Annotated in this window: 17 protein-coding genes and 1 tRNA gene; 10 read left to right on the top strand and 8 right to left on the bottom strand. The window is 40.2% G+C overall.

All coding sequences use genetic code 11. The annotated features are described in order from the left end of the window. Positions 1-82: 82 nt before the first annotated feature. Positions 83-646 (top strand): DedA family protein, encoded by a 564-nt coding sequence (locus tag H3U73_RS00865; RefSeq protein WP_084552127.1) that lies wholly within the window; start codon positions 83-85, stop codon positions 644-646. A gap of 177 nt (positions 647-823) precedes the next feature. Here H3U73_RS00865 and H3U73_RS00860 read toward each other — a convergent pair whose 3' ends face one another. The 3 genes from H3U73_RS00860 to H3U73_RS00850 form a co-directional block, all read right to left on the bottom strand. After that, on the bottom strand, positions 824-1,972 hold the full coding sequence (locus H3U73_RS00860; protein ID WP_198189824.1) for a porin: 1,149 nt from the start codon (positions 1,970-1,972) through the stop codon (positions 824-826). Positions 1,973-2,850: 878 nt separating this feature from the next. Further along, positions 2,851-3,948, bottom strand: a complete 1,098-nt coding sequence (locus H3U73_RS00855; protein WP_084551765.1) for a porin — start codon at positions 3,946-3,948, stop codon at positions 2,851-2,853. A gap of 518 nt (positions 3,949-4,466) precedes the next feature. Further along, positions 4,467-7,229 (bottom strand): Rne/Rng family ribonuclease, encoded by a 2,763-nt coding sequence (locus H3U73_RS00850; RefSeq protein ID WP_172397407.1) that lies wholly within the window; start codon positions 7,227-7,229, stop codon positions 4,467-4,469. 565 nt (positions 7,230-7,794) lie between these two features. Here H3U73_RS00850 and H3U73_RS00845 point away from each other — a divergent pair. Then, entirely contained in the window at positions 7,795-8,790 is a 996-nt protein-coding gene (locus H3U73_RS00845; RefSeq protein ID WP_084551763.1) for an RluA family pseudouridine synthase, read from the top strand. 32 nt (positions 8,791-8,822) lie between these two features. Here the strand turns inward: H3U73_RS00845 and galU are convergent, their stop codons facing one another. Together galU and H3U73_RS00835 are read right to left on the bottom strand one after the other, a co-directional pair. Then, on the bottom strand, positions 8,823-9,704 hold the full coding sequence (gene galU, locus H3U73_RS00840; protein ID WP_084551762.1) for a UTP--glucose-1-phosphate uridylyltransferase GalU: 882 nt from the start codon (positions 9,702-9,704) through the stop codon (positions 8,823-8,825). A gap of 175 nt (positions 9,705-9,879) precedes the next feature. Further along, positions 9,880-11,529 (bottom strand): dihydroxyacetone kinase subunit DhaK, encoded by a 1,650-nt coding sequence (locus H3U73_RS00835; protein ID WP_084551761.1) that lies wholly within the window; start codon positions 11,527-11,529, stop codon positions 9,880-9,882. A 444-nt stretch (positions 11,530-11,973) separates the two neighbouring features. On the opposite strand from H3U73_RS00835, the gene sppA reads away from it, so the two are divergent. The 4 genes from sppA to cysE all read left to right on the top strand — a co-directional run bounded on the left by sppA (position 11,974) and on the right by cysE (position 16,801). Continuing rightward, on the top strand, positions 11,974-12,933 hold the full coding sequence (gene sppA / locus H3U73_RS00830) for a signal peptide peptidase SppA (protein ID WP_084551760.1): 960 nt from the start codon (positions 11,974-11,976) through the stop codon (positions 12,931-12,933). Between the two features lie 259 nt (positions 12,934-13,192). Then, positions 13,193-14,263, top strand: coding sequence for a quinone-dependent dihydroorotate dehydrogenase (locus tag H3U73_RS00825; RefSeq protein WP_084551759.1), 1,071 nt, complete (start codon positions 13,193-13,195; stop codon positions 14,261-14,263). A gap of 217 nt (positions 14,264-14,480) precedes the next feature. Continuing rightward, positions 14,481-15,977, top strand: coding sequence for a ribonuclease G (gene rng / locus H3U73_RS00820; RefSeq protein ID WP_084551758.1), 1,497 nt, complete (start codon positions 14,481-14,483; stop codon positions 15,975-15,977). 29 nt (positions 15,978-16,006) lie between these two features. Next, complete coding sequence (gene cysE / locus H3U73_RS00815; protein WP_037393049.1) at positions 16,007-16,801, top strand: serine O-acetyltransferase; 795 nt, start codon at positions 16,007-16,009, stop codon at positions 16,799-16,801. A gap of 229 nt (positions 16,802-17,030) precedes the next feature. On the opposite strand, the gene H3U73_RS00810 is transcribed toward cysE, so the two are convergent. Beyond that, positions 17,031-17,107 (bottom strand) — tRNA-Met (locus H3U73_RS00810). A gap of 262 nt (positions 17,108-17,369) precedes the next feature. Between H3U73_RS00810 and ychF the strand changes: the two genes are divergently transcribed. The 3 genes from ychF (at position 17,370) to argG (ending at position 21,571) form a co-directional block, all read left to right on the top strand. Then, entirely contained in the window at positions 17,370-18,461 is a 1,092-nt protein-coding gene (gene ychF, locus H3U73_RS00805; RefSeq protein WP_084551757.1) for a redox-regulated ATPase YchF, read from the top strand. Positions 18,462-18,912: 451 nt separating this feature from the next. After that, a complete protein-coding gene (gene tyrS / locus H3U73_RS00800) occupies positions 18,913-20,178 on the top strand; it encodes a tyrosine--tRNA ligase (RefSeq protein WP_198189822.1) in 1,266 nt (421 codons plus the stop codon). Between the two features lie 40 nt (positions 20,179-20,218). Then, entirely contained in the window at positions 20,219-21,571 is a 1,353-nt protein-coding gene (argG, locus tag H3U73_RS00795; RefSeq protein WP_025331331.1) for an argininosuccinate synthase, read from the top strand. 91 nt (positions 21,572-21,662) lie between these two features. On the opposite strand, the gene H3U73_RS00790 is transcribed toward argG, so the two are convergent. Beyond that, positions 21,663-22,865 carry a hypothetical protein gene (locus H3U73_RS00790; protein WP_084551756.1) on the bottom strand — a complete coding sequence of 401 codons (1,203 nt, stop codon included), beginning with the start codon at positions 22,863-22,865 and terminating at the stop codon, positions 21,663-21,665. 732 nt (positions 22,866-23,597) lie between these two features. Continuing rightward, on the bottom strand, positions 23,598-24,779 hold the full coding sequence (locus tag H3U73_RS00785; protein WP_144363227.1) for a hypothetical protein: 1,182 nt from the start codon (positions 24,777-24,779) through the stop codon (positions 23,598-23,600). A 484-nt stretch (positions 24,780-25,263) separates the two neighbouring features. Between H3U73_RS00785 and H3U73_RS00780 the strand changes: the two genes are divergently transcribed. Continuing rightward, positions 25,264-25,941 (top strand): phytanoyl-CoA dioxygenase family protein, encoded by a 678-nt coding sequence (locus H3U73_RS00780; protein WP_110414563.1) that lies wholly within the window; start codon positions 25,264-25,266, stop codon positions 25,939-25,941. Positions 25,942-26,064 lie beyond the last annotated feature (123 nt).

Below are 26,064 nucleotides of genomic sequence, written 5' to 3'. Positions count from 1 at the left end.
TGGTTCTGGCAAAACAGATTGCCAGAACGGTTCAAACAACATTATGTTTAACAAATGATTTCTTTCTAACCCTATTAAACAGATGAATGTTGAGCAATTACTGAATCACTATGGCTATCTGGCTATATTTATCGGCAGCATTCTTGAAGGTGAAACCATACTGACCCTGGCCGGCTTTTTCGTACACAAAGGCTATTTATTATTTGTGCCTTCAATCCTGTGTGCGGCAGCTGGCGGGATGCTGGGAGACCAGATATGTTTTTTGCTTGGCCGTTATTATGGTAAACACCTATTGCAGCATTTCCCTAAACTGGATCCGATGGTAGCCAAAACTGATCGTTTGCTGTGTAAACACAGCTCTGTCATTATTATCGGGGTACGCTTCATGTATGGTTTGCGTATTGCCGGCCCGATTGCCATCGGTATGAGTAAAGTAACATTCCATCGGTTTCTGTTATTTAATGCATTGGGCGCTTTACTCTGGGCAACCATTATCGTTAGTTTTGGTTATCTGTTCGGACAATCAGCGCAATGGCTGTTTGCAGAGTTTCAGCAATACACGAAACTGCTCTTTGCTGTTATTCTGATAGTAGCTATATTTGCTTTGCTGATATACTGGTATATCAAACGACATCGTAATAAATAAAACAGAAAAAAAACGGCTTTTAAGTAAAATTATTAATTAAATAATTATGCAAATCTGATTGCAGATACAAAGTACAGATGTATTTTATTTCAATAATTAACTGGTTAGATTTACCGGATATAAAAAATAAACCCCGCTGCTGCGGGGTTTATTCTAAAATCAGCTAACAAAGCCTGATTAGAAAGTATGTTTCAGACCAACACCAAATGCAGTAGTTTTATTTTTACCTCTGCTTTCGTTCAGTTCATTGTAGCCGTTACCCTCACGCAACCAGCCAGCCTGTACATTAGCAGTAGTATGTTTAGAGAAATCATAATCAGCACCTAATACGACCTGATCGTATTTGGTATTTTTCATTTTATCGCCATCCAACTTAATGTCCCAGCCATGGGCATAAGTGAATTTCGGAAAAATATTACCAAAGTGGTAACCAACAGTCAGAGCTGCTTCCTGTCCCTGATTATCCCAGGTTACATTATGATCACCAACATTCATGCTGATTAAGTTACCCTGCTCATTTACGCCTACAGGAATAGAAGCACCTTTTAAACCATTGAAATAAGAGCTGGTATTTTTGGTATATTGGTAACCTACACCTACAAACAGATTATTAGCATCATAGCCGCCTTCAACGCGATGTACCTGACCGTCTTTTAATTTAGTGTTACCGGATTCAGTCATTATAGCTGCTGAATTTTTCAGATAATCGAAGCCATATTTTGCAAAATATCCGGCATTGCGATAATTCAGACCGATACTGTATTTATCGCCGGCACCCATACCATAATCATACTCACTGTTCCGATCACCGCCATTTACATTATCACGCGGAGAGTATAATGCATTAAATTTGAAACCAGCCCATTCCGGAGAATCGTAAGCAATACCTACATAACGCTGACCGGTACGGGTAAATTTACCTAAACCCAGCACTTCATTATTGTATTCCCATGGATCTACTGTATCCATATTGGCCTTCATCTGATTACTAATACGACCAGCACGAACAGTACCGAATTCAGACTGAAAACCAATGAAAGAATCACGATTAGCCCAGCCATCAGCTTTACCATTACTGTTACCCAGATGGATAGCAGACTCAACCTGCCAGATAGCTTTCAGACCATTACCTAAATCTTCAGAACCCTTGAAACCAATGCGTGAACCATAATCAGCTATACCATTCTGATACGGACCACGGCTGTCACCACTGGTTTTAGTAGAAGATACTTCATAGCCTGCTTTCATTTGGCCGTATAAAACAACATCTGCCATAGCAACAACCGGCAAAGTGGTCAAAGCCAAAGCAATCAGGTTTTTTTTCATTACTGTATTCCTAGTCTCAACGTCAAAAATACAAACTTCAAAAACCAAATGAAGAGCTTTTGAAGTTTTACATCAATCGCCATTACGACGAGTGTGCGGAATATACTGGTCGGGTAATAAAAAAGCAAACCACTGATTCTAATTATTGATTCAGGTAATTTTCTTCATTAAAGAATAGGTAAAATAAATATTAGAAATGTATTTAAATGCTGATTATATTTTTAGATACTAAAATAATATTGACTAAAAAAAACAGAGATTCACTTTAATAAATATTAAAAATACATTTTTTATTTTTCAGAAAAGAATTGTACAGAAAAGTCATTTACAACAACCGGAGAATTAATTTATAAATATCCTTGACCGGAACCACAATACTGATAAACCATTTTTTACTTGTATTCAGTTAAACCTGTACTGTTAAGATAAATATCAATATTCTTATATGGTTTATTTTTTGAATTCTCATTGATTTCTGAACTTAATTACAAACAAATATTGAATTCAAATAATAACTTATACCAGTATATACTCATCACAATATAATAATTCAGTAATATCAATATCTATATTTTTTATAAAAATAATAATTTCTATTTAGTTGTTTCTGTATCAATAATTTATAAGAGTATTTCCATACATATTTATCTAGAAATGATTTATTCGGATATAACATTAATCATTAGGTTTCGATGTATTCGTATTGAAATTCTGAAAGGAATACCGAGAATGAAATGTAGAAGAACCAGCTGTTAAATAATTTGGGATAGCATTTTATTTATATTGTTAAAAAATTAATCCCTGACTGAAGAACAAACTAAACTATTCTTCAATCAGGGATTAGACTTAAATACTAATCAGTAAGAATTAAACACTAATTAGAATGTGTGTTTCAGACCAACGCCGACAGCAGTAGTTTTGTCTTTACCATTGCCTTCGCCGTTACCTTCACGCAACCAGCCTGCCTGTACGTTAGCAGTGGTACGTTTAGAGAAGTCATAATCAGCACCTAACACAACCTGATCGTATTTGGTGTTTTTCTCTTTGTCACCGTTGATTTTTACATCCCAGCCATGAGCATAGGAAATTTTCGGGAAAATATTACCAAAGTGATAACCAACAGTCAGAGCTGCTTCCTGTCCCTGGTTGTCCCAAGTTAAATTGTGGTCACCAATGCTACCAACACTTGCTTCACTTAAACCTCTGTAGTATGAAGTAGTGTTTTTAGTGTACTGATATCCAACACCTACAAACCAATTATTGGCATCATAACCACCTTCAACACGGTGTACCTGACCATCTTTCAGATCTGTTGTCAGATCATCATTAACTTTAACAGCAGAATTTTTCAGGTAGTCAAAACCGTATTTAGCAAACCAGCCAGAATTTTGGTAGTTCAAACCAAGGCTGTATTTCTCACCGGTACCGATACCAGCTGCGTACTCAGCAGGACGATCACCACCGTTTACGTTATCACGCGGAGAGTACAATAAGTTGAAGCTGAAACCAGCCCATTCCGGAGAATCGTAAGCAATACCTACATAACGGGCATCAGTACGGGTGAATTTACCCAGACCCAATGCTTCATTGTTGTATTCCCATGCATCAACGATGTCCATATTAGCATTCATCTGATTGCTGATACGACCAGCGCGAACAGTACCGTATTTAGTTTCCAAACCTAAGAAAGAGTCACGGTTAGCCCAGCCATCAGATCCGCCATTACTATTACCCAAATGAATGCGGGATTCAACCTGCCAGATAGCTTTCAGACCGTTACCCAGGTCTTCAGAACCTTTGAAACCGATACGTGAACCGTAGTCACCAATACCATTCTGGTACGGACCGCGGGTTTCACCACTGGTTTTAGTAGAAGAAACTTCATAGCCTGCTTTCATTTGGCCATACAAAACAACCTCAGCCATAGCGGCAACCGGCAAAGTGGTCAAAGCCAAAGCAATCAGGGTTTTTTTCATTGCTGTATTCCTTTTCTATGTCGAAAAAACAAACTTCAAAAACCTAATGAAGAGCTTTTAAAGTTTTGCATTAATCGCCGCATTAGCGATTTCATGGCTGTCAATATAATGCTTTAGTTGCAAAAAAACAAATTCATTTGCAAACACACAACACTTTTGACCAATCCTACTGCGGCAAATAATAGGTAAATAACAATATTTTCAATTAAATTCAATGAATTATATAAAAAATAATCCATTAAAATAAAATATTTTCAGTTTTTAAAAGTGTTGCACTTTTTCAACACAATAACTGAATTAAATAATCAGTCTGAGCAGCTATTGTATCAGAGGTAACTTATTGTCACCTGTGCAAAATACATTCCAATAGCTGCTTAATTGGTTACCAGTATTGTACAAATTAATAAGTAATTTATAAATATCATTCTTAATTCAGCATGATATTTTCTCAGAAGCGCTGATGGTATTCATACAAACGAAATACTAATCATTTAGCTACCAAAAGCGCGCACATCTGTCTATGCTCTGGTTTCAACCTGCTCCAAGGCCGCCGGTGTCACAGCAGCAGCATCTGCCTTGCTAAGCACAATATCTTTACGCCGCAGTTTAGGCTGCTCCGGAACCAGCTCTGCATCTTTACCGGTTAAAACTATCTTATCCGCACTGGTCTCAACTAGTATCAGCCCGCCTTGTTCAGCAATACGGCACAAACTGTTATCTGCATCTGTGCTGGTAATCATTATTTCAGGCTCAGTTGTAATCGCCTCTTGAGTCTGAATAATAGTTTCAGTACCAACAATATCTGCTTTATCAACAACAGATAATTGCTGCTCAGTTTCTAACTGCGCCAGCACATGTGTAATAGCCAGCTTTGCCTGTGCGACTGCATTTTGCACGATTACATCATGAGTTTCACTCAACGTATTCGGTTGTACTGAATAATTACTAATATGATTAATATCTTTTTCAGGATTGAGTACATGCTCAGCAGTTAACTGTATTTGTGCAGTAATAGCAGCAATATCAATATTTCTACTTATTTTTCTGGCAGAAACAATGTAATTGCGTTTTTTCTTACCATTCTGTCGACGGCTGTTTTTATCATGCCGTGCTTTATGCCGTTCATTTTTCGATCCGGTATCTGTCAGAGTAATAATCAGAGGATCTCCGGCCTGAGTTTCGTCAACCGGATTAATTATATTAGCATGTTGTACAGGCATTTCATTTTTGCCTGATGTCCGCTGACGACGTCTGCGCGAGGTATTCTGCTCCTGTTTAAAAGTATTTTGTTCCTGAACTGAATCAGCTACTGTATCTGCCTGTGCCGTTGCATATCTGTCAGCACGCTTTTCTTCACGCCGGTTACGATTCTCACTGGCTGACCGATTAGTTATTGCCGGATCAGTTGATACTTTATTGTCATTGGTACTATTACTTTTGGAGGCTGAATCAGTATTTTTAACCAACCGGCCGGCACGTGCCTGACGGCGTTCTTGTGTCTGTGATTTCTGATTTTTTTTCTGATGCGTGGTTTTGACAGTTTTTTCTGCTACCGTACGATCTGATGCAGCAGATTCAACCGCTTTTCCACCCAGCAGATTACCCAGCCAGCCAGTCAGTTTTTTCCACATACCTGCTGATTCAGTTTTACCTGTAGCAGTTTTCTCAATAACCGGAGCAGGCTGAGTATGATGAATTCCTTTAACAGCCGCCTCTGGCTTAACCGGTTTATTCTGACCAATAGAAAAAGGCAGTTCGCCTATATTTTCCGGTTCCTGTACCTGATGGTAGCTGGGAACGGTATTTTCTTCCACATTATCGGTACGTACACGGGTCACGCTGTAATGCGGATTTTCCAGATGAATATTCGGAATCAGCAATACACATACATCCAGGCGTTCTTCCAGACCAAACAGTTCAGCACGTTTTTCATTCAGCAGAAAAGTAGCCACATCCACCGGTACCTGTACCCGTACTTCAGCGGTGTTATCTTTCATTGACTCTTCCTGAATGATGCGCAGGATGTGTAATGCAGTTGATTCAATACTGCGGATAAAACCAGTGCCGGCACAGCGCGGACAAATGGTATGACTACTTTCTCCCAATGATGGTTTCAGGCGTTGTCTGGATAATTCCATTAAACCAAAGCGGGACAATTTAGCCATTTGTACCCGGGCACGGTCTTTTTTCAGCGCTTCACGCAGGGTAATTTCTACATCACGCTGATTTTTACTGTTCTCCATGTCAATGAAGTCGATAACTACCAGTCCGCCCAGGTCACGCACACGCATCTGCCGTGCAACCTCTTCAGCAGCCTCCATATTGGTTTTGAAAGCAGTATCTTCAATATCCGCACCACGGGTTGCTCTGGCAGAGTTAACATCTATGGATACCAATGCTTCGGTGTGGTCGATAACTATAGCACCACCGGATGGCAAAGCAACTTCACGCGAAAACGCAGACTCAATCTGCTGCTCTATCTGAAAACGGGAAAACAGCGGAATATGGTCGGTATAATGCCGCAACCGGTTAATATAGGCTGGCATCACATAAGACATAAACTCACGAATCTGATCATACACTTCCTGAGAGTCAATCAGAATTTCCCCGATATCCGGCTGGAAATAATCGCGAATGGCACGAATAAGTAAGGAACTTTCCATAAACAGCAGGTAAGGCTCACTATGCTGCTGTGCCGCCTGCTCAATTGCCCGCCACAACTGAATCAGATAATTAAGATCCCACTGTAATTCTTCGGTACTGCGTCCAATACCGGCTGTACGTGCAATCAGGCTCATTCCGCGCGGTGTATCAAGCTCACTCATTGCCTGCTTGAGCTCCTGCCGGTCTTCTCCTTCAATACGACGGGAAACACCGCCGCCACGCGGATTGTTCGGCATCAATACCAGATAGCGTCCGGCCAGACTGATAAAAGTGGTCAGAGCTGCGCCTTTATTACCGCGCTCATCTTTTTCCACTTGTACAATGACTTCTATACCTTCTGAAAGTACATCCTGAATCCGGACACGACCACCTTCATAATTCTGAAAATAGCTGCGTGAGATTTCTTTAAATGGTAAGAAACCATGACGGTCTGTGCCATAGTCTACAAAACATGCTTCTAGAGAAGGTTCAATACGGGTAATGACACCTTTATAGATATTGCCTTTACGCTGTTCTTTCCCCAGCGTTTCGATGTCAAGGTCAAGCAGACTTTGCCCATCCACAATAGCCACACGCAGCTCTTCAGCCTGTGTAGCATTGAATAACATTCGTTTCATGAAAACCTCGTTGTGTGCACTGACGAGGCGTTGTAATTAGTATTTGACACCCATAGCCTTGCCCGATTAAGTCATTCGCGGCAAACTAAACAGGCTTTCATCATAAAGAAGGTGTAAAGATCATATCCGCCATTCAGCATCATAATTCCTGCTAAACAGGGTGTGTCCGGTATCCGATCAGTATGGATTGGACACTTAACTGGGGTAGCCATTCTTCTGTTATTCTGTCAGGTGCTCGGGCACATTAGCGGCTGCGTTTTCAGGTTTTGTCCTGCCTGATCACGTCTGAAGCCGTGGCTTGCCACCTGATGGAGTCAAACTTAATCACTAACCCTTGCTGCTGACGGCTGGTCAGCAACACGGGGAAATACGCCTGCAACAGTGCGTTTTTCCGGTAAATACGTTAACATTTCATTATTTACAGCCAAATTGCGCTTTCAGGCACTTTTTCAGCTTCGGGCAAAATGCGGCCATTTTTAGTTCAGTTCAGTCTGCCAACACGATATTTGGCCATGACCACTGATGACTTTTATTTATTTATAAAAGCTTACGGATTATAAGCAATATGACGGTTTTAAGCAAAGATTCAGTGCAGTTTTTATCTGTCTGTGCAGAAAGTGCCGGTCAGAGACTGGATAATTATCTAATACGGGAATTAAAAGGAGTACCGAAAAGTCATATTCAGCGCATTATTCGTAGCGGGGAAGTCCGGCTGAACAAAAAACGCTGCAAAGGAACAGACCGGATTCAAATTAATGATGAGATCCGCTTACCTCCTATTCACATTGCGGCCAGACACGCATCCGCAACAACTTTGGCTATTCCTGCTCAGGAATTTACGGTTGTGTATGAAGATGATGTATTACTTGTAATTAACAAACCAGCCGGTATTGCTGTACATGGCGGCAGTGGTATTAGTTTTGGCGTCATTGAGCAGCTGCGCCGCGCCCGCCCTGAATCCCGTTATCTGGAGCTAGTTCACCGGCTGGATAAAGATACCAGCGGCTTGCTGATGATAGCCAAAAAACGCAGTGCTTTGGTCAAACTGCATGAATCAATCCGCCAGAATCATCCGCATAAAGTGTACCTAGCCCTGGCCATTGGCAACTGGCCGGAAAATATACGGCAAGTTAAACTTCCACTGCTGAAATACACCGGCGCACAAGGGGAAAAAATGGTACGTATCGCCGGCAATACCCAGGAAGGACAACGGGCACATACGCAGTTCCGGATACTGCGACGTTATGCAGGCGAGCAATTACATCATATGGGCATCAGAGCATTAACACTTATGGAAGCAACACTTAAAACAGGCCGCACCCACCAGATACGTGTCCATATGCAATCACAGTTATGCCCTATTGCCGGAGATGAGCGTTATGGCGATTATCAGATAAATAAGCGCTTGCAAAAAGCCGGGCTGAAAAGAATGTTTTTACATGCTGCTGAATTAACGCTGGCTCATCCGGTTAGTGGCGATATTTTACAGCTTACCGCTCCTTTACCGGATGATCTGCAACTATTCCTGAATCATTTGCCAAAAACATCCGGCAAAATGTAATCGATGTTTATATCTATCTGTATCTGCCTGTATCAAAATGCTTGCTGCTGCAGCCATTGTCTGAGTGCGGTACCACATTGATTGTGACGCAGGCTATATTCAATGAAAGTTTTCATATAGCCAAGTTTGTTACCGCAATCATGTGAATAACCCTGAATCACAAAAGCATCCACAGCTTCCTGCTGCATCAGGGCGGCGATGGCATCAGTAAGCTGAATCTCGCCTCCTGCACCGGGCAGTGTTTTTTCCAGTTTAGACCAGATACCGGCTGAAAGTACATAACGGCCAACCACAGCCAGATCAGACGGAGCCTGTTCTGTTGAAGGTTTTTCGACAATGGCACTCATCTTGATGCTGTTTCCGGAATCAGCCTGCTGACCATTACAATCAACAATGCCGTATTTATTAACCTCACTCATCGGTACACGTTCAACCATAATCTGGCTGCGCTGTGTAGTCTGGAACTGTTTTAGCATTGCAGCCAGATTATCTGTAGCCAGATTACAGGCTTTTTCATCTATCAGCACATCTGGCAGTAAAACAGCAAATGGTTCATCACCAATAACAGAACGAGCACACAGCATTGCATGACCCAAACCTTTGGCTTCACTTTGACGGACTTGTATTATTTGCATTCCACGAGGTAATACGTTTCGGATTTCATCCAATAAAGCCGTTTTACCTTTGTTCTGCAACTGTGTTTCCAGCTCAAATGCCGTATCAAAGTGATTTTCAATTGCCGCTTTAAATGCATGGTTAACCAGGACAATTTCATTAATTCCTGCAGCAGCACATTCCTGAACGATATATTGAATTAATGGTTTATCGGCCACAGTCAGCATTTCTTTTGGAATAGCTTTTGTGGCCGGTAACATACGTGTACCCAATCCTGCTACAGGAATCACTGCTTTCATCTAATTCTATCCTATACTATGTAAAATAGTTTAAATATATCATTTAAAATAATATTATTTTAAAACAAAAAATTACCAGTTTAATTTAATACAAACCATTTCATAGATATTGCCTGTTTGTTATTCAGAATCAAAATCAATTTATGAATAATATCTAAACGCTTTAACCTTCGTATTACAGCTTAATCTGTAGCTTACCCAGTGCTGTAAACACTTCAGCCACTGCCACTGCCCCCGGATCAGGTACTCCGGCGAGATTTTGCTGATTAACGTAAGATGATCGCCCTGCTCCGGCTTTATGTATACCAGCAGTTTTTTCTGCTCCCTCTCTGGCTGCCTGTATGGCGGCAGAAAAATCCCGGTTCTGCCATGCTTCTAACGCCGGTTGTAATGCATCAATCAGAGTTCGGTCACCTATATCTGCACCACCATAATGTTTCATTTGTGCCAGTCCGTTTAATAATGCTTCTACCAGCATACCACCTGTCTGTAATTTCTGACCGGCTGCGGTGAAAAAAATCGACATTAATACCCCGCTTGAACCTCCCATAACAACAGACAGTCGCTCGCCAATGCACAGCAACAGTTGAGGCAAATCATTTAGCGGTAAGTGTTTTTGTACCAGCTGCGAGGCAATAGCATGAGCAGCATGAGCAAATGTACTTCCAGTATCGCCATCTCCTACTTTTGCATCCAGAGCATTAAGCTGATTTTCCAGCCGGATCAAAGTATCAGTTATGACAGTAATATATTCTGCTATCCGGGTATTTTCGGATGGAATATAAACTGACTGTTTATATTCAGTTTCACATACTACGGTTTTTAGTGGCTGTAAAACTATGGGTTTCTGCCATCCCTGTGTTTCTACGGGCGCATTAAGTGCCTTATTAAAGTAATCGTTCAGCTTCAGCAAGGAAAGTGAAAAACCTTTCATATCCAAGGAGGTTACCAGTGACGCAGGACCAATCAGTAAATCTGTCTGTTTACTAATAGCTGAATGCGCTAGCTCGCGTGTCAGTACGGCCATTTCTAGTGCAGACACGCCCCCCAGATTATTAATTAAAACAGCAAAACGGCCTGTCCCGGCTGACTTTGATAATGCCTGAACCAGTGTATCGATCAGTATTTTGCTATTGTGCGTATCTTCTACTGAAGCACCCGGTTCGCCATGAATACCCAGACCAAGTTCGACCTGCCCGGCTTTAATTCGTCTTTCTTCTGTATAGTCCGGTAAATTACAGGTCTGCATAGCCACACCTAAGCTATACAGATTGTCACAGGTTTGCTGTGCTATCTCGCGTACCTGAGATAAGGATTTACCTTCCTCTGCCGCATAACCTGCTATCTTGTGCACCAGTACTGTACCGGCAATACCTCGCGGTTGTCTGTTTTCAGGCAGAGAAATATCATCTGCAACAATAACCATCTCCACATTTATCCCATGACTTTTAGCCTTTTCCGCCGCCAGTCCGAAATTCAGCCGGTCTCCGGTATAATTTTTGACGATTAACAAACAACCCTGTTCTCCCGTTACTGCCATAATTGCGCTAAATACCGCATCGACGCTAGGCGAAGCAAATAAATCTCCGCACACTGCTGCAGTTAACATACCTTTGCCAACAAAACCGGCATGTGCGGGCTCATGACCGGAACCACCGCCGGAAATAACTGCTACTTTGCTTTTATCCCAGTCATTACGCATCACTACCCGAATTGCCGGGTCCGTATCCAGCCTGACAAGGTTACCTTCAGGTGCGGAAATAATTAAACCCTCAATCGCCTCATTAACCAGTTGTTTACGGTCGTTAAAAAAGAATCTGGACATGATTTTCCAAGTTTTAATTACAAAATGACAAACATGAATGATGCTGAATACAGACTAAGCACATTAAACGGACTAATCGATTTCATCCTTCGAATATACAGATATCAGTACCAACAGACTCAGCTTCAGTTTCGATACAATGTTTAAATTTATCTATAAAATACAGTACCGGATGTAGTACAACAACTTCCTTTATTCTATTGTTTCAGCTTACTAACTATCGTCTGATTTAACTTGCTCCGGCTAATAGCTGCGCTATTATAATTTAGACACTCATACAGATAAAGCTTGACCCGAATTCTTAAACAATAAGAACATAGACAAATATTAATTCAGATATAATTAGATTCCGGTTTAATTTCAGATATAAACCACTTTACACAATCAACAGAGCTGACAGAAGCAGAATAGACTGACACAGACTAACAGCAGAGAATAAAGCAAATGACAATCAAAATTAATGGATCAGGGTCGACAAATGGCAATCCTGAAAAAAATAGCAGCTGGGAACGCAATATGCTGGAGAAGCTGTTACTTGAAGTATACCGCGAACAACGGCGCAATCGAATTTGGCGCTGGGTCTGGCGATTACTCTGGCTGTGCATTATTATTTTTATCATTACAGCAGCGATGGGAAGTTCAATACCCAATAGCCCGCACACAGCGGTCATTGATCTGAGTGGTGTGATCAGCAGCGAGAATAATCAGGCAGAATTATTACGTAAAAGCCTTAAAACAGCCTATAAGAATAAAAATGTTAAAGGCATTATCATTCGTGCCAACAGCCCGGGCGGCTCACCGGTCATTTCCAGTATTGCCTATGAAGAAATCCGACATCTGAAAGCAAAACATCCGAAGATACCTTTATATGTTGTAACTGAGGATATGTGCGCCTCCGGTTGTTATTATATTGCCAGTGCTGCAGATAAAATTTATGCAGATCCGTCCAGCCTTGTCGGCAGTATCGGTGTTATTGGCAGCAGTTTTGATTTTACAGGTCTGATCGACAAACTTGGAATTAAACGCCGGGTAAAAATAGCCGGCAACAATAAAGACATGGGTGATCCATTTGTGCCGGAAACCCCGGAACAGGCGGAAATCTGGCAACAAATGCTAAGCAGTATTCATAAGCAATTCATTCAGGCGGTGCAGCAGGGGCGTGGTGACCGATTAAAAGTTGCTGATAATCCGGACATATTCAGCGGTCGTGCTTATACCGGTGAAGAAGCTAAAGCAGTCGGACTAGTAGATGATTTTGGCAATATTTACACAGTTGCCCGCGATGTTATTAAAGCTCCGGAACTGGTAGATTACACTGCTGAAACCAGCTGGAAACGCTTCGGACGAAGCATAGGCAGCACATTACAGCAGAATATTCAGGGTATGACTGATAAACCATGGTGATATCTGTCAATAACCACACTAATTAACAGATATTCTGATTATTATGCCCGTTTATGCTTTCTGCTCTGAATTACAGAACCATAAACGGGTATATTGTTATATATCATCAGATGAAGAGGCTATTGTTATAAAACATAAAATATTTATCGGCAGCAATTAAATAATTTATTCACCTACACATACCGAATTTGATTATTTTCCACCCGAATTGATAGTGTTGTTGGTTATAATATTTCTTCCTTTTTCAATCATCAATATCATGTATCCTATTATTAAACCATTGCTATTCAGACTGGACCCTGAAAAAGCCCATTACCTGACATTAAAATCGCTGCAATGGTTACATCGTTATCATTGTGGTTTTTTACTGGGATGCAAACCAGGCTTCTCATTCATGCAGAAAAATACCAATGGTATTTTTCCTGACAACAATATTAACAATACCACAACACTGATGGGACTAACGCTCCCCAATCCTGTAGGACTGGCTGCCGGTCTGGATAAAAATGGTGAATATATTGATGCACTTGCTATGCTGGGATTTGGTTTTATAGAAGTAGGCACTGTGACACCACTACCTCAGGCAGGCAATCCTAAGCCGCGGTTATTCAGATTACCAAAGCAACAGGCAATTATTAATCGTATGGGCTTTAACAATTATGGTATTGATACTTTAATCAATAATATTGCAAATAGTAGGTATCGCGGTATATTGGGGATTAATATTGGCAAAAATGCTGCCACACCGATTGAAAAAGCAGTGGATGATTATCTGATTTGTCTGGAAAAAGCCTATCCGCATGCCAGTTATGTCACTGTTAATATTTCTTCACCCAACACACGTGATTTACGCAGTCTGCAAAGTGCCGGAGAGCTGGATAGATTATTAAACCACCTCAAAAACCGTCAGGCCCAGCTGGCTACTCAGCAAAGCCGCTATGTGCCTATTGCCATCAAAATTGCTCCCGATCTGGATGAAGAGCAAATTGAAGCTATTGCAGAGGTTGCATTGAATACTCAAATAGACGGAATTATTGCCACCAATACTACTATAGACAAAACTGCTTTGGGTACGCATAAATTTGCTCAGGAAACTGGGGGGTTGTCTGGTCATCCCGTACAGACACAGAGCAATTACGTTCTGAATCAGTTATCTGCACACATTAATACACAAATTCCGCTTATAGGTGTAGGGGGGATTACGACTGGTAAAGATGCAGCAGAAAAAATCCGCCTTGGTGCCTCCGCCGTCCAGTTGTATTCAGGTCTGATTTTTCGAGGTCCTCAGTTAGTTGCCGAATGTATCAAGAGCTGCTCACGGTTAAAATAACGGGTGTGCTATTACATAAATACTACTAATTTAAGTTTTTATATTTATTAGCAGACTACTTTGTCAGAAAACTTTATGCAACTGCGTTTGGCAGGGAACTCTTGCCTGCGCTATGATGTCAGTCGCACTATACAAACAGACCAGATTACTTTGTACAGTTTTTATCTGTACAGACGGAGACTACACAAAGTGATTTGATTAAATTGAAAGCTCCATCATGCATAACAGCGACATATCGCTGCCGAAGGATATTCAGCGGCCGGCTGAAACGGTACTGGTAAATATTACTCCGCAAGAAACCAGAGTAGCCGTGATAGAAGAAAATACGTTGTGTGAAATTCATATTGAACGTAATTGCGGCCATGGTCTGGTAGGCAATATTTATCTGGGTGTGGTGCGCCGTGTATTACCCGGTATGCAAAGTGCCTTTATTGATATCGGGCTGGAACGTGCCGCTTTTCTGCATATTGTTGATGTACTCGAGCAGCGTCAGCAACCAGAGCAGATTAAGCGTATTGAACACATGCTGCATGAAGGACAATCAATTGTTGTACAGGTCATCAAAGACCCGATTAATACTAAAGGCGCACGTCTGTCTACGCAGATATCACTGGCAGGCCGTTTTCTCGTATACCTGCCTCAGGATGAGCATATCGGTATCTCACAGCGTATTGAAGACGAAGAGGAACGCAACCAGTTACGTGAGCGGCTGGAAAATCTGTTACCAAAGGATGCTGCCCATGGCTATATTATCCGTACCAGTGCCGAAAATGCGACTGATGCAGAATTGCAGGCTGATATCAATTATCTGACCAAGCGATGGCAGCATATTCAGCAACTATCAAAAACCTGCCCGCCTGAAACATTACTGTATCAGGATTTACCCCTGAGTTTACGTGTATTGCGTGATATGTACAGTGACAATATCAATCACATTATTGTGGATTCAACCAGCCATTATCAACGCATGCACGAATTTGCCACGAATTATTCTCAGGGTGCACTGGATAAATTGCAATTATTTAAGGATGATTGTCCGTTATTTGAAAAATACAATATCGAAGCCAAAATTAACCGCTCTCTGCAACCACGGGTGAATCTGGATTTTGGCGGCTATATTATTATTGAGCCGACAGAAGCTATGACTACCATTGATGTAAATACGGGCGGTTTTGTCGGTGCACGCAATTTTGAAGAAACTATCTTTAAAACCAATCTGGAAGCCTGCCATGTGATTGCACGTGAACTGCGTTTACGCAATCTGGGGGGAATTATCATTATTGATTTTATCGATATGACCAACGAAGCACACCAGCAGGAAATTCTGACCGAGCTGGCTCAGGCGCTGGCCTACGACCGTACCCGCGTTACACTTAACGGTTTTACCAGTTTAGGTCTGGTAGAGCTAACACGCAAACGTACCCGGGAAAATCTGACCCAGATACTGTGTGAACCCTGCCCTGTCTGTCAGGGGCGCGGTCGCATCAAAACAGCTCAAACTATGTGCTATGAAATTTTGCGTGAAATAGTGTGCGAATCACGTCGTCCTGATCTTAAGCAATTGCGTATACTGGCTTCTCCCAGCGTCATAGATTTGTTTCTGGATGAAGAAGCCGATGCTTTGAAAATGCTGAGTGATTTTATTGGCAAGCCGATTGCTCTGGCAGTAGAAACCACTTACACTCAGGAACAATATGATATTGTGATTCAATAAATTTAATCTGCAAACGAGAAATTAAACATATGAATTTACCTGATGCTGCTCAGGCTGAAAACCTGTGGCAAACCATTCGTCATGAAACTGAAATAGCAGCCAGCAATGAACCTATACTGGCCAGCTTTCTGCACTTGAGCGTATTACGTCATAAAAATTTTGCCCGCATGCTGGCCTTCCATCTGTCTACCAAAATGTCCAGTGCTGTAATGGATGCGCGGGCGTTATTCGAGATTTATCTGGAGGCCTTACATCAGGATACTTCTATTATTCATGCAGCTCTGGCAGATATTGTTGCCTATTATGAACGTGATCCTGCCTGTGAAACCTATAGTTTACCATTATTGTATTACAAAGGTTTTCACGCCATACAGACCCATCGCATTAACCACTGGCTCTGGCAACAGAATCGCCATACTCTGGCCTATTTTTTACAAAATCGTGCTTCCGAAGTATTAGGAGTTGATATTCATCCAGCTGCTTCAATGGGCTATGGAATTATGATTGACCATGGTACGGGTGTGGTTATTGGCGAAACAGCGGTACTGGGCAATAATATTTCGCTGTTACACGGTGTTACTCTGGGTGGTTCCGGTAAACAGAGCGGTGACAGGCATCCGAAAATCAGTGACGGTGTTATGATTGGAGCCAATGCCTCTGTGTTAGGCAATATTCGTGTACATACCTGCGCCAAAGTAGGTGCCGGCAGTGTCGTAGTTAATGATGTTCCGGAATATTCAACAGTAGTAGGTGTACCTGCGCGCGTTATCAGCAAAACAGATAATCATGAAAGTCCTGCTCAGGAAATGGATCAAAGAATTTAATTTGAATAAGCAGAAGTACACAATAGTTAATGTTAACCAGAAAATTCAACATAAATCTATATTTAAGATCACAGGCAGCAAAATAAACAGCTGCCTGTATTTTACAGTTTACCAATAAATCCGGAAAACATCTGCGCAGGAAACAGTCAGGGCAATCAAATTATATGCTATATGAATAAAATAACATAGATAATAAAAAACGCAAACTCAACCAGAGTTGCGATTTATTTGGTGGCGAATCAGGGATTCGAACCCCGGACACAAGGATTATGATTCCTCTGCTCTAACCGACTGAGCTAATTCGCCGCATCTCATTTCAAGAGAGACGCAATTATACGATATTTTTCTGATTATGCAAGCACTCAAAAAGAAAAAATTTTTATTTTATTGTTTTTATAAATCATTTTATATCACTTCAATTCATATAATATTTATCTGGCGTTTAAAGAGCGATAAATGCGCATTTAAAGAAGAATAACACAGTGTTTTACCGGTTTGGCACAGGTATCTGCATGCTTTATGATACAATTCAGCCATTTTTAAATATCGCCTGTTTTCAAGGAATATCATGAGTTTGAAATGTGGCATTGTGGGTTTGCCCAATGTAGGCAAATCTACCCTGTTTAACGCCCTTACCCAGTCTGGTATTGAAGCTGCCAATTATCCTTTCTGTACTATTGAGCCTAATGTCGGTATTGTTGAAGTGCCGGATGATCGCATGGAAGAACTGGCTAAAATCGTTAATCCCAAACGAACCCAGCCGGCCATCGTTGAATTTGTCGATATTGCCGGACTGGTAGCCGGAGCCAGTAAAGGCGAAGGTCTGGGTAATCAGTTTCTCGCCAATATCCGTGAAACTGATGCCATTGTAAACGTTGTGCGCTGCTTTGATGATGATAACATTGTGCATGTTTCCGGAAAGGTAGATCCGATTTCGGATATTGAAGTCATTGGTACCGAGCTGGCACTTGCAGATTTGGCCAGTGTAGAAAAAACCATCATACGCGAAAACAAGAAAGCCAAATCCGGTGATAAAGAAGCACAAAAACTGGTAGCCATTCTGGAACGCTTACAACAACATCTGCTTGAAGGTAAACCCGTACGCTCGGCAGGACTCGATCAGGATGAGCTGACACTGATTAAACCTTTATGTCTGCTTACTGTAAAACCGGCAATGTATGTAGCCAATGTAGCTGAAGACGGTTTTGATAACAACCCGCATCTGGAACGTCTGCAACAACTGGCTGCACAGGAAAATGCACCTGTTGTTGCACTATGTGCAGCAATGGAAAGCGAAATTGCCGATCTGGATGAGGCTGATAAAGCCGAATTTCTGCAAGAAATGGGTTTAAAAGAACCAGGGCTGAATCGCCTGATTCGCGCCGGCTACGACTTACTCGGTTTGCAAACCTATTTTACTGCCGGCGTTCAGGAAGTCAGAGCATGGACCATCCATAAAGGCGATACAGCCCCTCAGGCTGCCGGTGTTATTCATACCGATTTTGAACGTGGTTTTATCCGTGCTCAGGTTATTGCTTACGAAGATTTCATTGCCTGCGGAGGTGAAGCCAAAGCTAAAGAGGCCGGTAAAATGCGTGCTGAAGGCAAGGAATACATCGTAAATGATGGTGATGTAATTCATTTCCTGTTTAACGTATAACCATTAATCTCTTTAAACCAGCTATATTCCTATCCGGAATGTAGCTGGTTTATGCATTCCGGTTAATAATAAATTTATTTTTTAGCCTGACATACCGAACCCTCTCGGTTCGGTTATCTAAACCATCTGCCGGCAACCAATAAATATCAGCTTTGATATTGGTTATCCATATGATTTACCTATTATAAATATCACCGTGTCTATTTATAAACAGAAACTGATAAAGTATTTCCGACCATTACCAAACTAATGAATTATCAATTTATTACAACCACAAATGCAGCAATAAACAAATCGTGTAAAATAATGCATCATTATTAGGCGCTAAAACAGACTAATCAGCCAAAACCAGCAAAAATATGATATTTGCTATTATGTTTTTATGTGCAGTCTGAGCCAGACAAACTTAATTTTAGCCAATTTATTTAATTTGAAAGAACAAAATCCAACCATGACCAGCGTTGTTCACGACTTACAGCAACGAGGCCTGATAGCTCAAACCACTGATGCTCAGGCTCTTGATACATTATTAAACGAAAAGAAAATTACTCTGTACTGTGGTTTCGACCCGACAGCCGACAGTCTGCATATCGGTCACCTGTTACCTATTCTGGTTTTACGCCGCTTTCAACTGGCCGGACATACACCAATTGCGCTGGTAGGAGGTGCCACTGGTATGATTGGTGATCCGAGCTTCAAGGCACAGGAACGTTCACTCAACACTTTAGAAACCGTACAGGACTGGGTAGCCAAAATACGCGCGCAGCTACAACCATTCCTTAGCTTCAGTGGTGACAATGCCGCCATTATGGCAAATAATTTTGACTGGTTCGGCAGCATGAATTGTCTGAATTTTCTGCGTGATATCGGCAAACATTTTTCTGTAAACGCCATGCTGAACAAAGAATCAGTAAAACAGCGTCTAAGCCGTGATGATGTAGGTATTTCATTTACCGAATTTGCCTATGCTCTGCTTCAGGGTTACGATTTTGCTGAACTGTATCGCCGCCACGGTGCCGTATTGCAAATCGGCGGTTCGGATCAGTGGGGTAATATCACCGGAGGGATTGACCTCTCCCGCCGGTTGCATCAGGCTACTGTTTATGGCTTGACACTGCCACTGGTGACTAAAGCTGACGGAACTAAATTTGGTAAAACCGAAGGTGGTGCAGTCTGGCTGAGTGCAGAAAAAACCTCTCCTTACCAGTTCTATCAGTTCTGGTTAAAAGTTGCTGATGCGGATGTATATAAATTCCTCAAATATTTTACTTTCCTCAGTATGGCAGAGATAGAGGCCATTGAAGCCAGCGATCAGGCCAGTGGCAGTAAGCCACAGGCACAGCGCATTCTGGCAGAGGAAATGACCCGCCTGATTCATGGTGAAGAAGCTCTGGCTGCAGCACAGCGTATTTCTGCCAGCCTGTTTGCCGAAGATCAGAGTGCACTTACTGAAAGCGATTTTCAGCAATTATCTCTGGATGGCTTACCTGCATTTCCGGTTACTGAATCCATCAATATCGTGCAGGCCTTAACTACTGCGTCACTGGCCAAATCCAATAATGAAGCACGTGGCTTTATCAGTCAGGGAGCAGTCATGGTTAACGGGCAAAAAATTGACAGTGCTGATTACGTATTCAGCAGCGATGACAAACGTTTCGGGCACTACACCATTTTGCGGCGCGGTAAACGCAACCATGCACTACTGGTATGGCAATAAATTTTCATATTTTGCAAATACATCACTCAAGGGAGTTAATATGAGTAACCACAGCACTATTCTGCAACACCTGCCCGTTGGCGAAAAAGTCGGCATTGCTTTTTCCGGCGGGCTGGATACCTCTACAGCATTACTCTGGATGAAACTGAAAGGCGCTTTACCTTATGCTTATACAGCTAATCTGGGACAGCCTGATGAAGATGATTATGATGCTATTCCGCAAAAAGCACTCGAATACGGAGCTCAAAAAGCCCGTCTGATTGATTGTCGCACACAGCTGGCGCATGAAGGTATTGCTGCAATACAAAGCGGAGCATTTCACGTACATACGGGTGGTATGCCTTATTTTAATACTACTCCGCTGGGACGGGCCGTTACCGGCACAATGCTGGTAGCCGCAATGAAAGAAGATGATGTACATATATGGGGTGATGGTTCCACCTATAAAGGCAATGATATTGAACGCTTCTATCGCTACGGGCTGTTAACCAATCCGGCTTTACGCATCTACAAGCCATGGCTGGATCAACAGTTTATTGATGAGCTGGGCGGGCGGCATGAAATGTCTGAATTTCTGATTGCTCAGGGTTTTGACTATAAAATGTCTGTTGAAAAAGCCTACTCAACCGACTCCAATATGCTCGGTGCTACTCATGAGGCTAAAGATCTGGAAATGCTCAATAGCAGCATGAAAATTGTACAGCCGATTATGGGCGTGGCTTTCTGGGATGAACAGGTAAACATTCCGGCTGAAGAAGTAAGTGTGCGGTTTGCAGAAGGTGTACCAGTGGCCTTAAATGGTGTTGAATACCATGATCCGGTAGAGCTGATTCTGGAAGCCAACCGTATTGGCGGCCGACATGGTCTTGGCATGACAGATCAGATTGAAAATCGTATTATTGAGGCTAAATCACGCGGTATTTATGAAGCACCGGCAATGGCATTGCTGCATATTGCTTATGAACGCCTGCTTACCGGCATCCATAACGAGGATACGATTGAACAGTACCGCATTAATGGTCTGCGTCTGGGCAGACTGCTGTATCAGGGACGCTGGTTTGATTCACAAGCGCTTATGCTGCGTGAAACTGCTCAACGCTGGGTAGCCAAAGCCATTACCGGTGAAGTTACGCTGGAATTACGCCGCGGTAACGATTACTCTATTCTCAATACCGAATCATCCAATCTTACTTATCAGCCGGAGCGGTTAAGCATGGAAAAAGTAGATAATGCTGCCTTTTCCCCTGCCGACCGTATCGGCCAGCTTACCATGCGTAATCTGGATATTATCGATACCCGCAACAAATTGGGTATATATACTCAGAGCGGGCTATTATCAGTAAGTCAGGATGCACTGCTACCTCAGTTAACTGATAAAAAAGATATCTTATAAAAATCTATCATTTCTAGAACCGGATAATACTAATTTATTATCCGGTTTTTTATTTTATTCAAAAATAAATTGCAACAATAAATAATATGATTTAATTACTTATCAAAGAACAAACCGTATCTATAGTAGCCCCGGCTGAACCTGAATCAGCATATGTTAAATGATCATCAGGTCGTAAAATCAATGCCTCTTCAATACTATCTCCTTCTCCTAGATAACGCGAACTGTGCTCCTCACAGTTAATTTCTTTTTTACTATAGCTTGTTCCGCTAACTCCTACTCGTCGTGAAACAGCTTCAACCAAGCCGTCGGGCTTTTTATGGTGCCATATTAAAGTATAAGTAGTATTAGGCTCATCAAAAGGTATGCTTATACTTTCATGCTGCCCAAGATATTTATCCTCCCCTGCATCACTTTGACTTTCTTCTTCATTAATAACATTACCTGCTGTATCGCCGGTCGGATTGTGCAGAGAATACCATATAGTAAAAGGCAGGCTAATAAGCAGCTTGAGTATCGCTAAACAACATATTGCGAGAGGAAAAAGAATAAATAATCTGATTATTTTATCAAAAATACCTTCTTTAACCTGATTGACTTTAACATTACTTACTGTATTAGCTAAATTTAATTCAATCTTTAAAAATCTGGCCGCACGATTATTTTGCTCTATTGACCCACAAAATTTAAAACCCTGTTTAAGTAAACTTTTTGTGTACCGATTACAGTAATAAAAACACATGATAATAATAAACAGGATTACTGAGAATCTGGGCAAATTTATTTGAACACCAAGAAAACTAGCAATTACATACCATATAAACCAGTAAAACGTACCACGTATATCTTTAACCAGTAAAGGAGTAAAAAAAGCTAATATAATGGGTGCCGCAGTAAATCCCGTATAGGCTATTTTCATCTTACCTGTATCAGGATTAAACATGGGTATTAGCTTTCTATTTAATGCCAGAAAAGGTATCTTGATTGTAAAGGTCTGCTCCGGCTGATGATTTTCTTGAACTGGCTGCTCATAATACTCAGATTCCTCCTCTTTAGTTTCAACAGATTCTGGTAAACGAGATGAAAAAATTATTTCATGCTTTAACTGTGGATTTTCTTTAATCAATTTAGCATTATATTTTTCCCGTAATTCAGGATTAAGCAATACTTTGCGACAGTTTTGCCATTTTTCCCAATCCAGAGTCTGTTCATCTGCTGCTTTTTTCAATGCTAAACGGATTTCTTCATCAGTAGCAGTTATACTAATATGTAAAAGCGTATATAAATTAATCATATTGACACTTCTCCCTAATATCTTCCTCTTTATTAGATAGAACTCAGCATCTATTATCGATTAATCAAATAATAATTTATTTATATATAAATTACCATTTTACTCTTAAGATTTTAATATTACTGAACAAAGTATTTTATTATTCAAATAAGCAGTTTAAAACAGTCATGTATATATGATTAATATAAAAAAGTAGCTAATCGTGAACCATTAGTACGGCTCTGATATTAATTTGTAATTGGCACTATTCACCATTCTAAAAGAACTTACCGAATTGGTTCAATACAATTTTATACTCAAAGCAGTACTACTCAATTTTTTATAATTTATTTTATAACTGTAAAATCTGTTTATAAAAAATATCAGCTTATCCGAACAGCCAAACTTGATTAGTTCACATTTTGTGATATTTTTATAAATTCTAATAAAAAATTTGAAGCTGAGAAAACACTTAAATATTACTTTTATTGACCGAGAAATATCAGATGATACTCTGAATATACAGAATAATTCATACTTCCGGTTATGCTATACCGTTTTAAATTATTCACAGCTAAGTTATATATCCCGTTATTATTTATATACTTACTAAAAAATTAATCAGAATAGTATCTGGTTGTATCTTATAAAAAAGGATATTTGTTAATTTATCCTTTCTTGATAAGAGGACAAATATAAAGCAGCTAACTAATAGAAAAATAAAAATATTTATGAATTAAAATATCGTTGTCTTCATTTTTCTACCCAACTTAAATATTGTAACCAGCCCGGATCAAATTCGCACTCAATTTTAACTGAAAGGGTTTTATACTGGTCTGCCAGACGTTGTGCCAATGCGATAGCTGATTGTTTATCCTGCACATGCCATAACATGGTTCTTACGCCCTGATAAAATGTATTTTGACAATGAATGCCCTGTTTATTAAATCGTAGAGCTGGATTAATAGTATCTTCTAGTTCATAAACCAGAGATAAATTTTCCTTACTATCCACATCGGCTGTTATAGTTAGAGCATAGCAATAATTGAAATCACCTACCAATACATCAGCTGTCTCATTTCTTTGCACAAGTCTTTTATTATCAGGATCATTTTGATCAATGATTTCAAATACATTCCATCTATCCTCTTTATCAGAAAGAGGAAAAATACCTGTATGCTTTAATTTATCTTGCCATAACTGATCAAACACCGTTACAAATTCAATAAGAGGTACTGCGGTTGCCTCTTTGGGAATTTCTAAAAAGTTGACACACCCGATTTTAATAGAAAAATCATATTCTCCTAATGCATGATCAAGCAAGATAAATGCAGTAGACTGGGCGATTTGCTTCTTCTCTTCAGGAATAGTTTTACCAAACGCAATTTCCAAAGAGATTTTGCGATATTCTTTATGATGATAAATCAATAAATCAGCCGGGCTCAATGAAAGAGAATGATCATGATGCGTTATAGAGAATGCATCCAGATTTTCAATCCGCGTCCTAAATGCTTCTATTTCAAAAAAATTCAGATCCGGTGCATTTTTAACGATTCGTATAACCAGCTCAAACTGCTCAATTCGGCCTCCAGCCGTAAAAATTATTTTATGATTTTTTTTATCTCCTCGTGTAAGCTCAGCAATAACATTTAATTGATTATCTATTAAAAGATTATTGAGATTTTCCATGATAGAGATTGGCTCTAGCGTATTAAATGTCTGCTCAGATGCTTTTACCTGTGTCCAGAATGTTTGAATAGCGAGAGATATCTTATCTTGAGCGATTGGTTTATCTTGTACTGATTGAATATCAGAATTTGATTTTTTTCTCCAGAATTTTTTAAAAAACATAAAGCTTCCCCTTAATTGATTAAAACCATACCAAATAAGTGCCTGAGTATAAGTTAAAAATTGGTCATATTTTTCTTTTATCATAATTTTTATGATATACATCAGGTTATAAATAAATTTTCATTTATACAATATCTTAATGATGAATGATAGTTTATAACATCTATAAATCATATACTTAACTGAATTCAATTCACAAACGAGCAAAAAATACAGATAAATTCAAGTTTTGTAGCCATATGAAGACATAAACACATATTTTGACAGGCTTAGCACTACCAATCTTTGACATGACAGCATAAAAACTTGATATAGTGTCTAGGGCTATTTTATGAGATACAGAAATTAATCAATTTAATTTTATTAAGAAAAAAATTGACTAATGTAAGGAGTATATATTCTGCTTACCTTGAAAAACTATAGTATAGATAAATATTACAAATAAATCATTTTAAATAAATAATGGAAAATATCAATATATTATCCTATAAATAGGATCTACCTAATCCTAATAAAATTAGAAGATATTAATATTAATTCAGATAAACAGATACAAACGGAAAATATAATGAAGATATATGATTGTTTTGAACAGAATGGTTATGCTGTTATTAATGATTTAATTACTCCTCAGCAACTAACAGATATAGAACAACAATTAGAACAGATTAATTTAACTACTGCCGGCAGTCGTGAGCTTCTGACACAACCATGGTGTCAGATACTTGCTAACAATTTGAAAAATAATACTCAGCTTACTTCCTTGCTCCCAATAAACCCGGTGGCAATCCAATGCACATTATTCAAAAAATCAGCCGATAAAAACTGGCTGGTACCTTTACATCAGGATTTAAGCATAGCAGTCAGACATCAGTTTTCTGATACTCAGTTTACCGGCTGGTCACATAAACAAAATATGTTATTTGTACAACCGCCGGCACAATATATGCAGCAACTGGTAGCTGTGAGGCTACACATAGATGATTGCCAGCACGAGCATGGTCCGCTTAAAGTAGTTGCCGGTACTCATCAGTATGGAAGAATCAATGAATCAACGCTACCACAGCTTCGAGACCAAAAAGGCGAGCAAGAATGCACCCTGTCTAAAGGAGGAGCTGTTATCATGCGACCACTTATTGTGCATTCTTCGTCAAAAGCTATTCAGACTAATGGCAGACGTGTACTACACTTTTTATATGCGCCCGGAGATTTGGCTGAAATTATTCCTTTTCAATTCTGTATTTGATTCTCTCAACACAATTACTCAGGATTCAGATATAACTCATTTCAAAACGAATACTATTAATTTTTATAATAAATTTAATCTATTTAAAGCAAAAAATACATATTTATTATTAATAAATTAATT

This window comes from Snodgrassella sp. W8124 (genome assembly GCF_016100875.1).
Taxonomy (GTDB): domain Bacteria; phylum Pseudomonadota; class Gammaproteobacteria; order Burkholderiales; family Neisseriaceae; genus Snodgrassella; species Snodgrassella alvi.
This window is presented reverse-complemented; position numbering and strand designations above follow the sequence as displayed.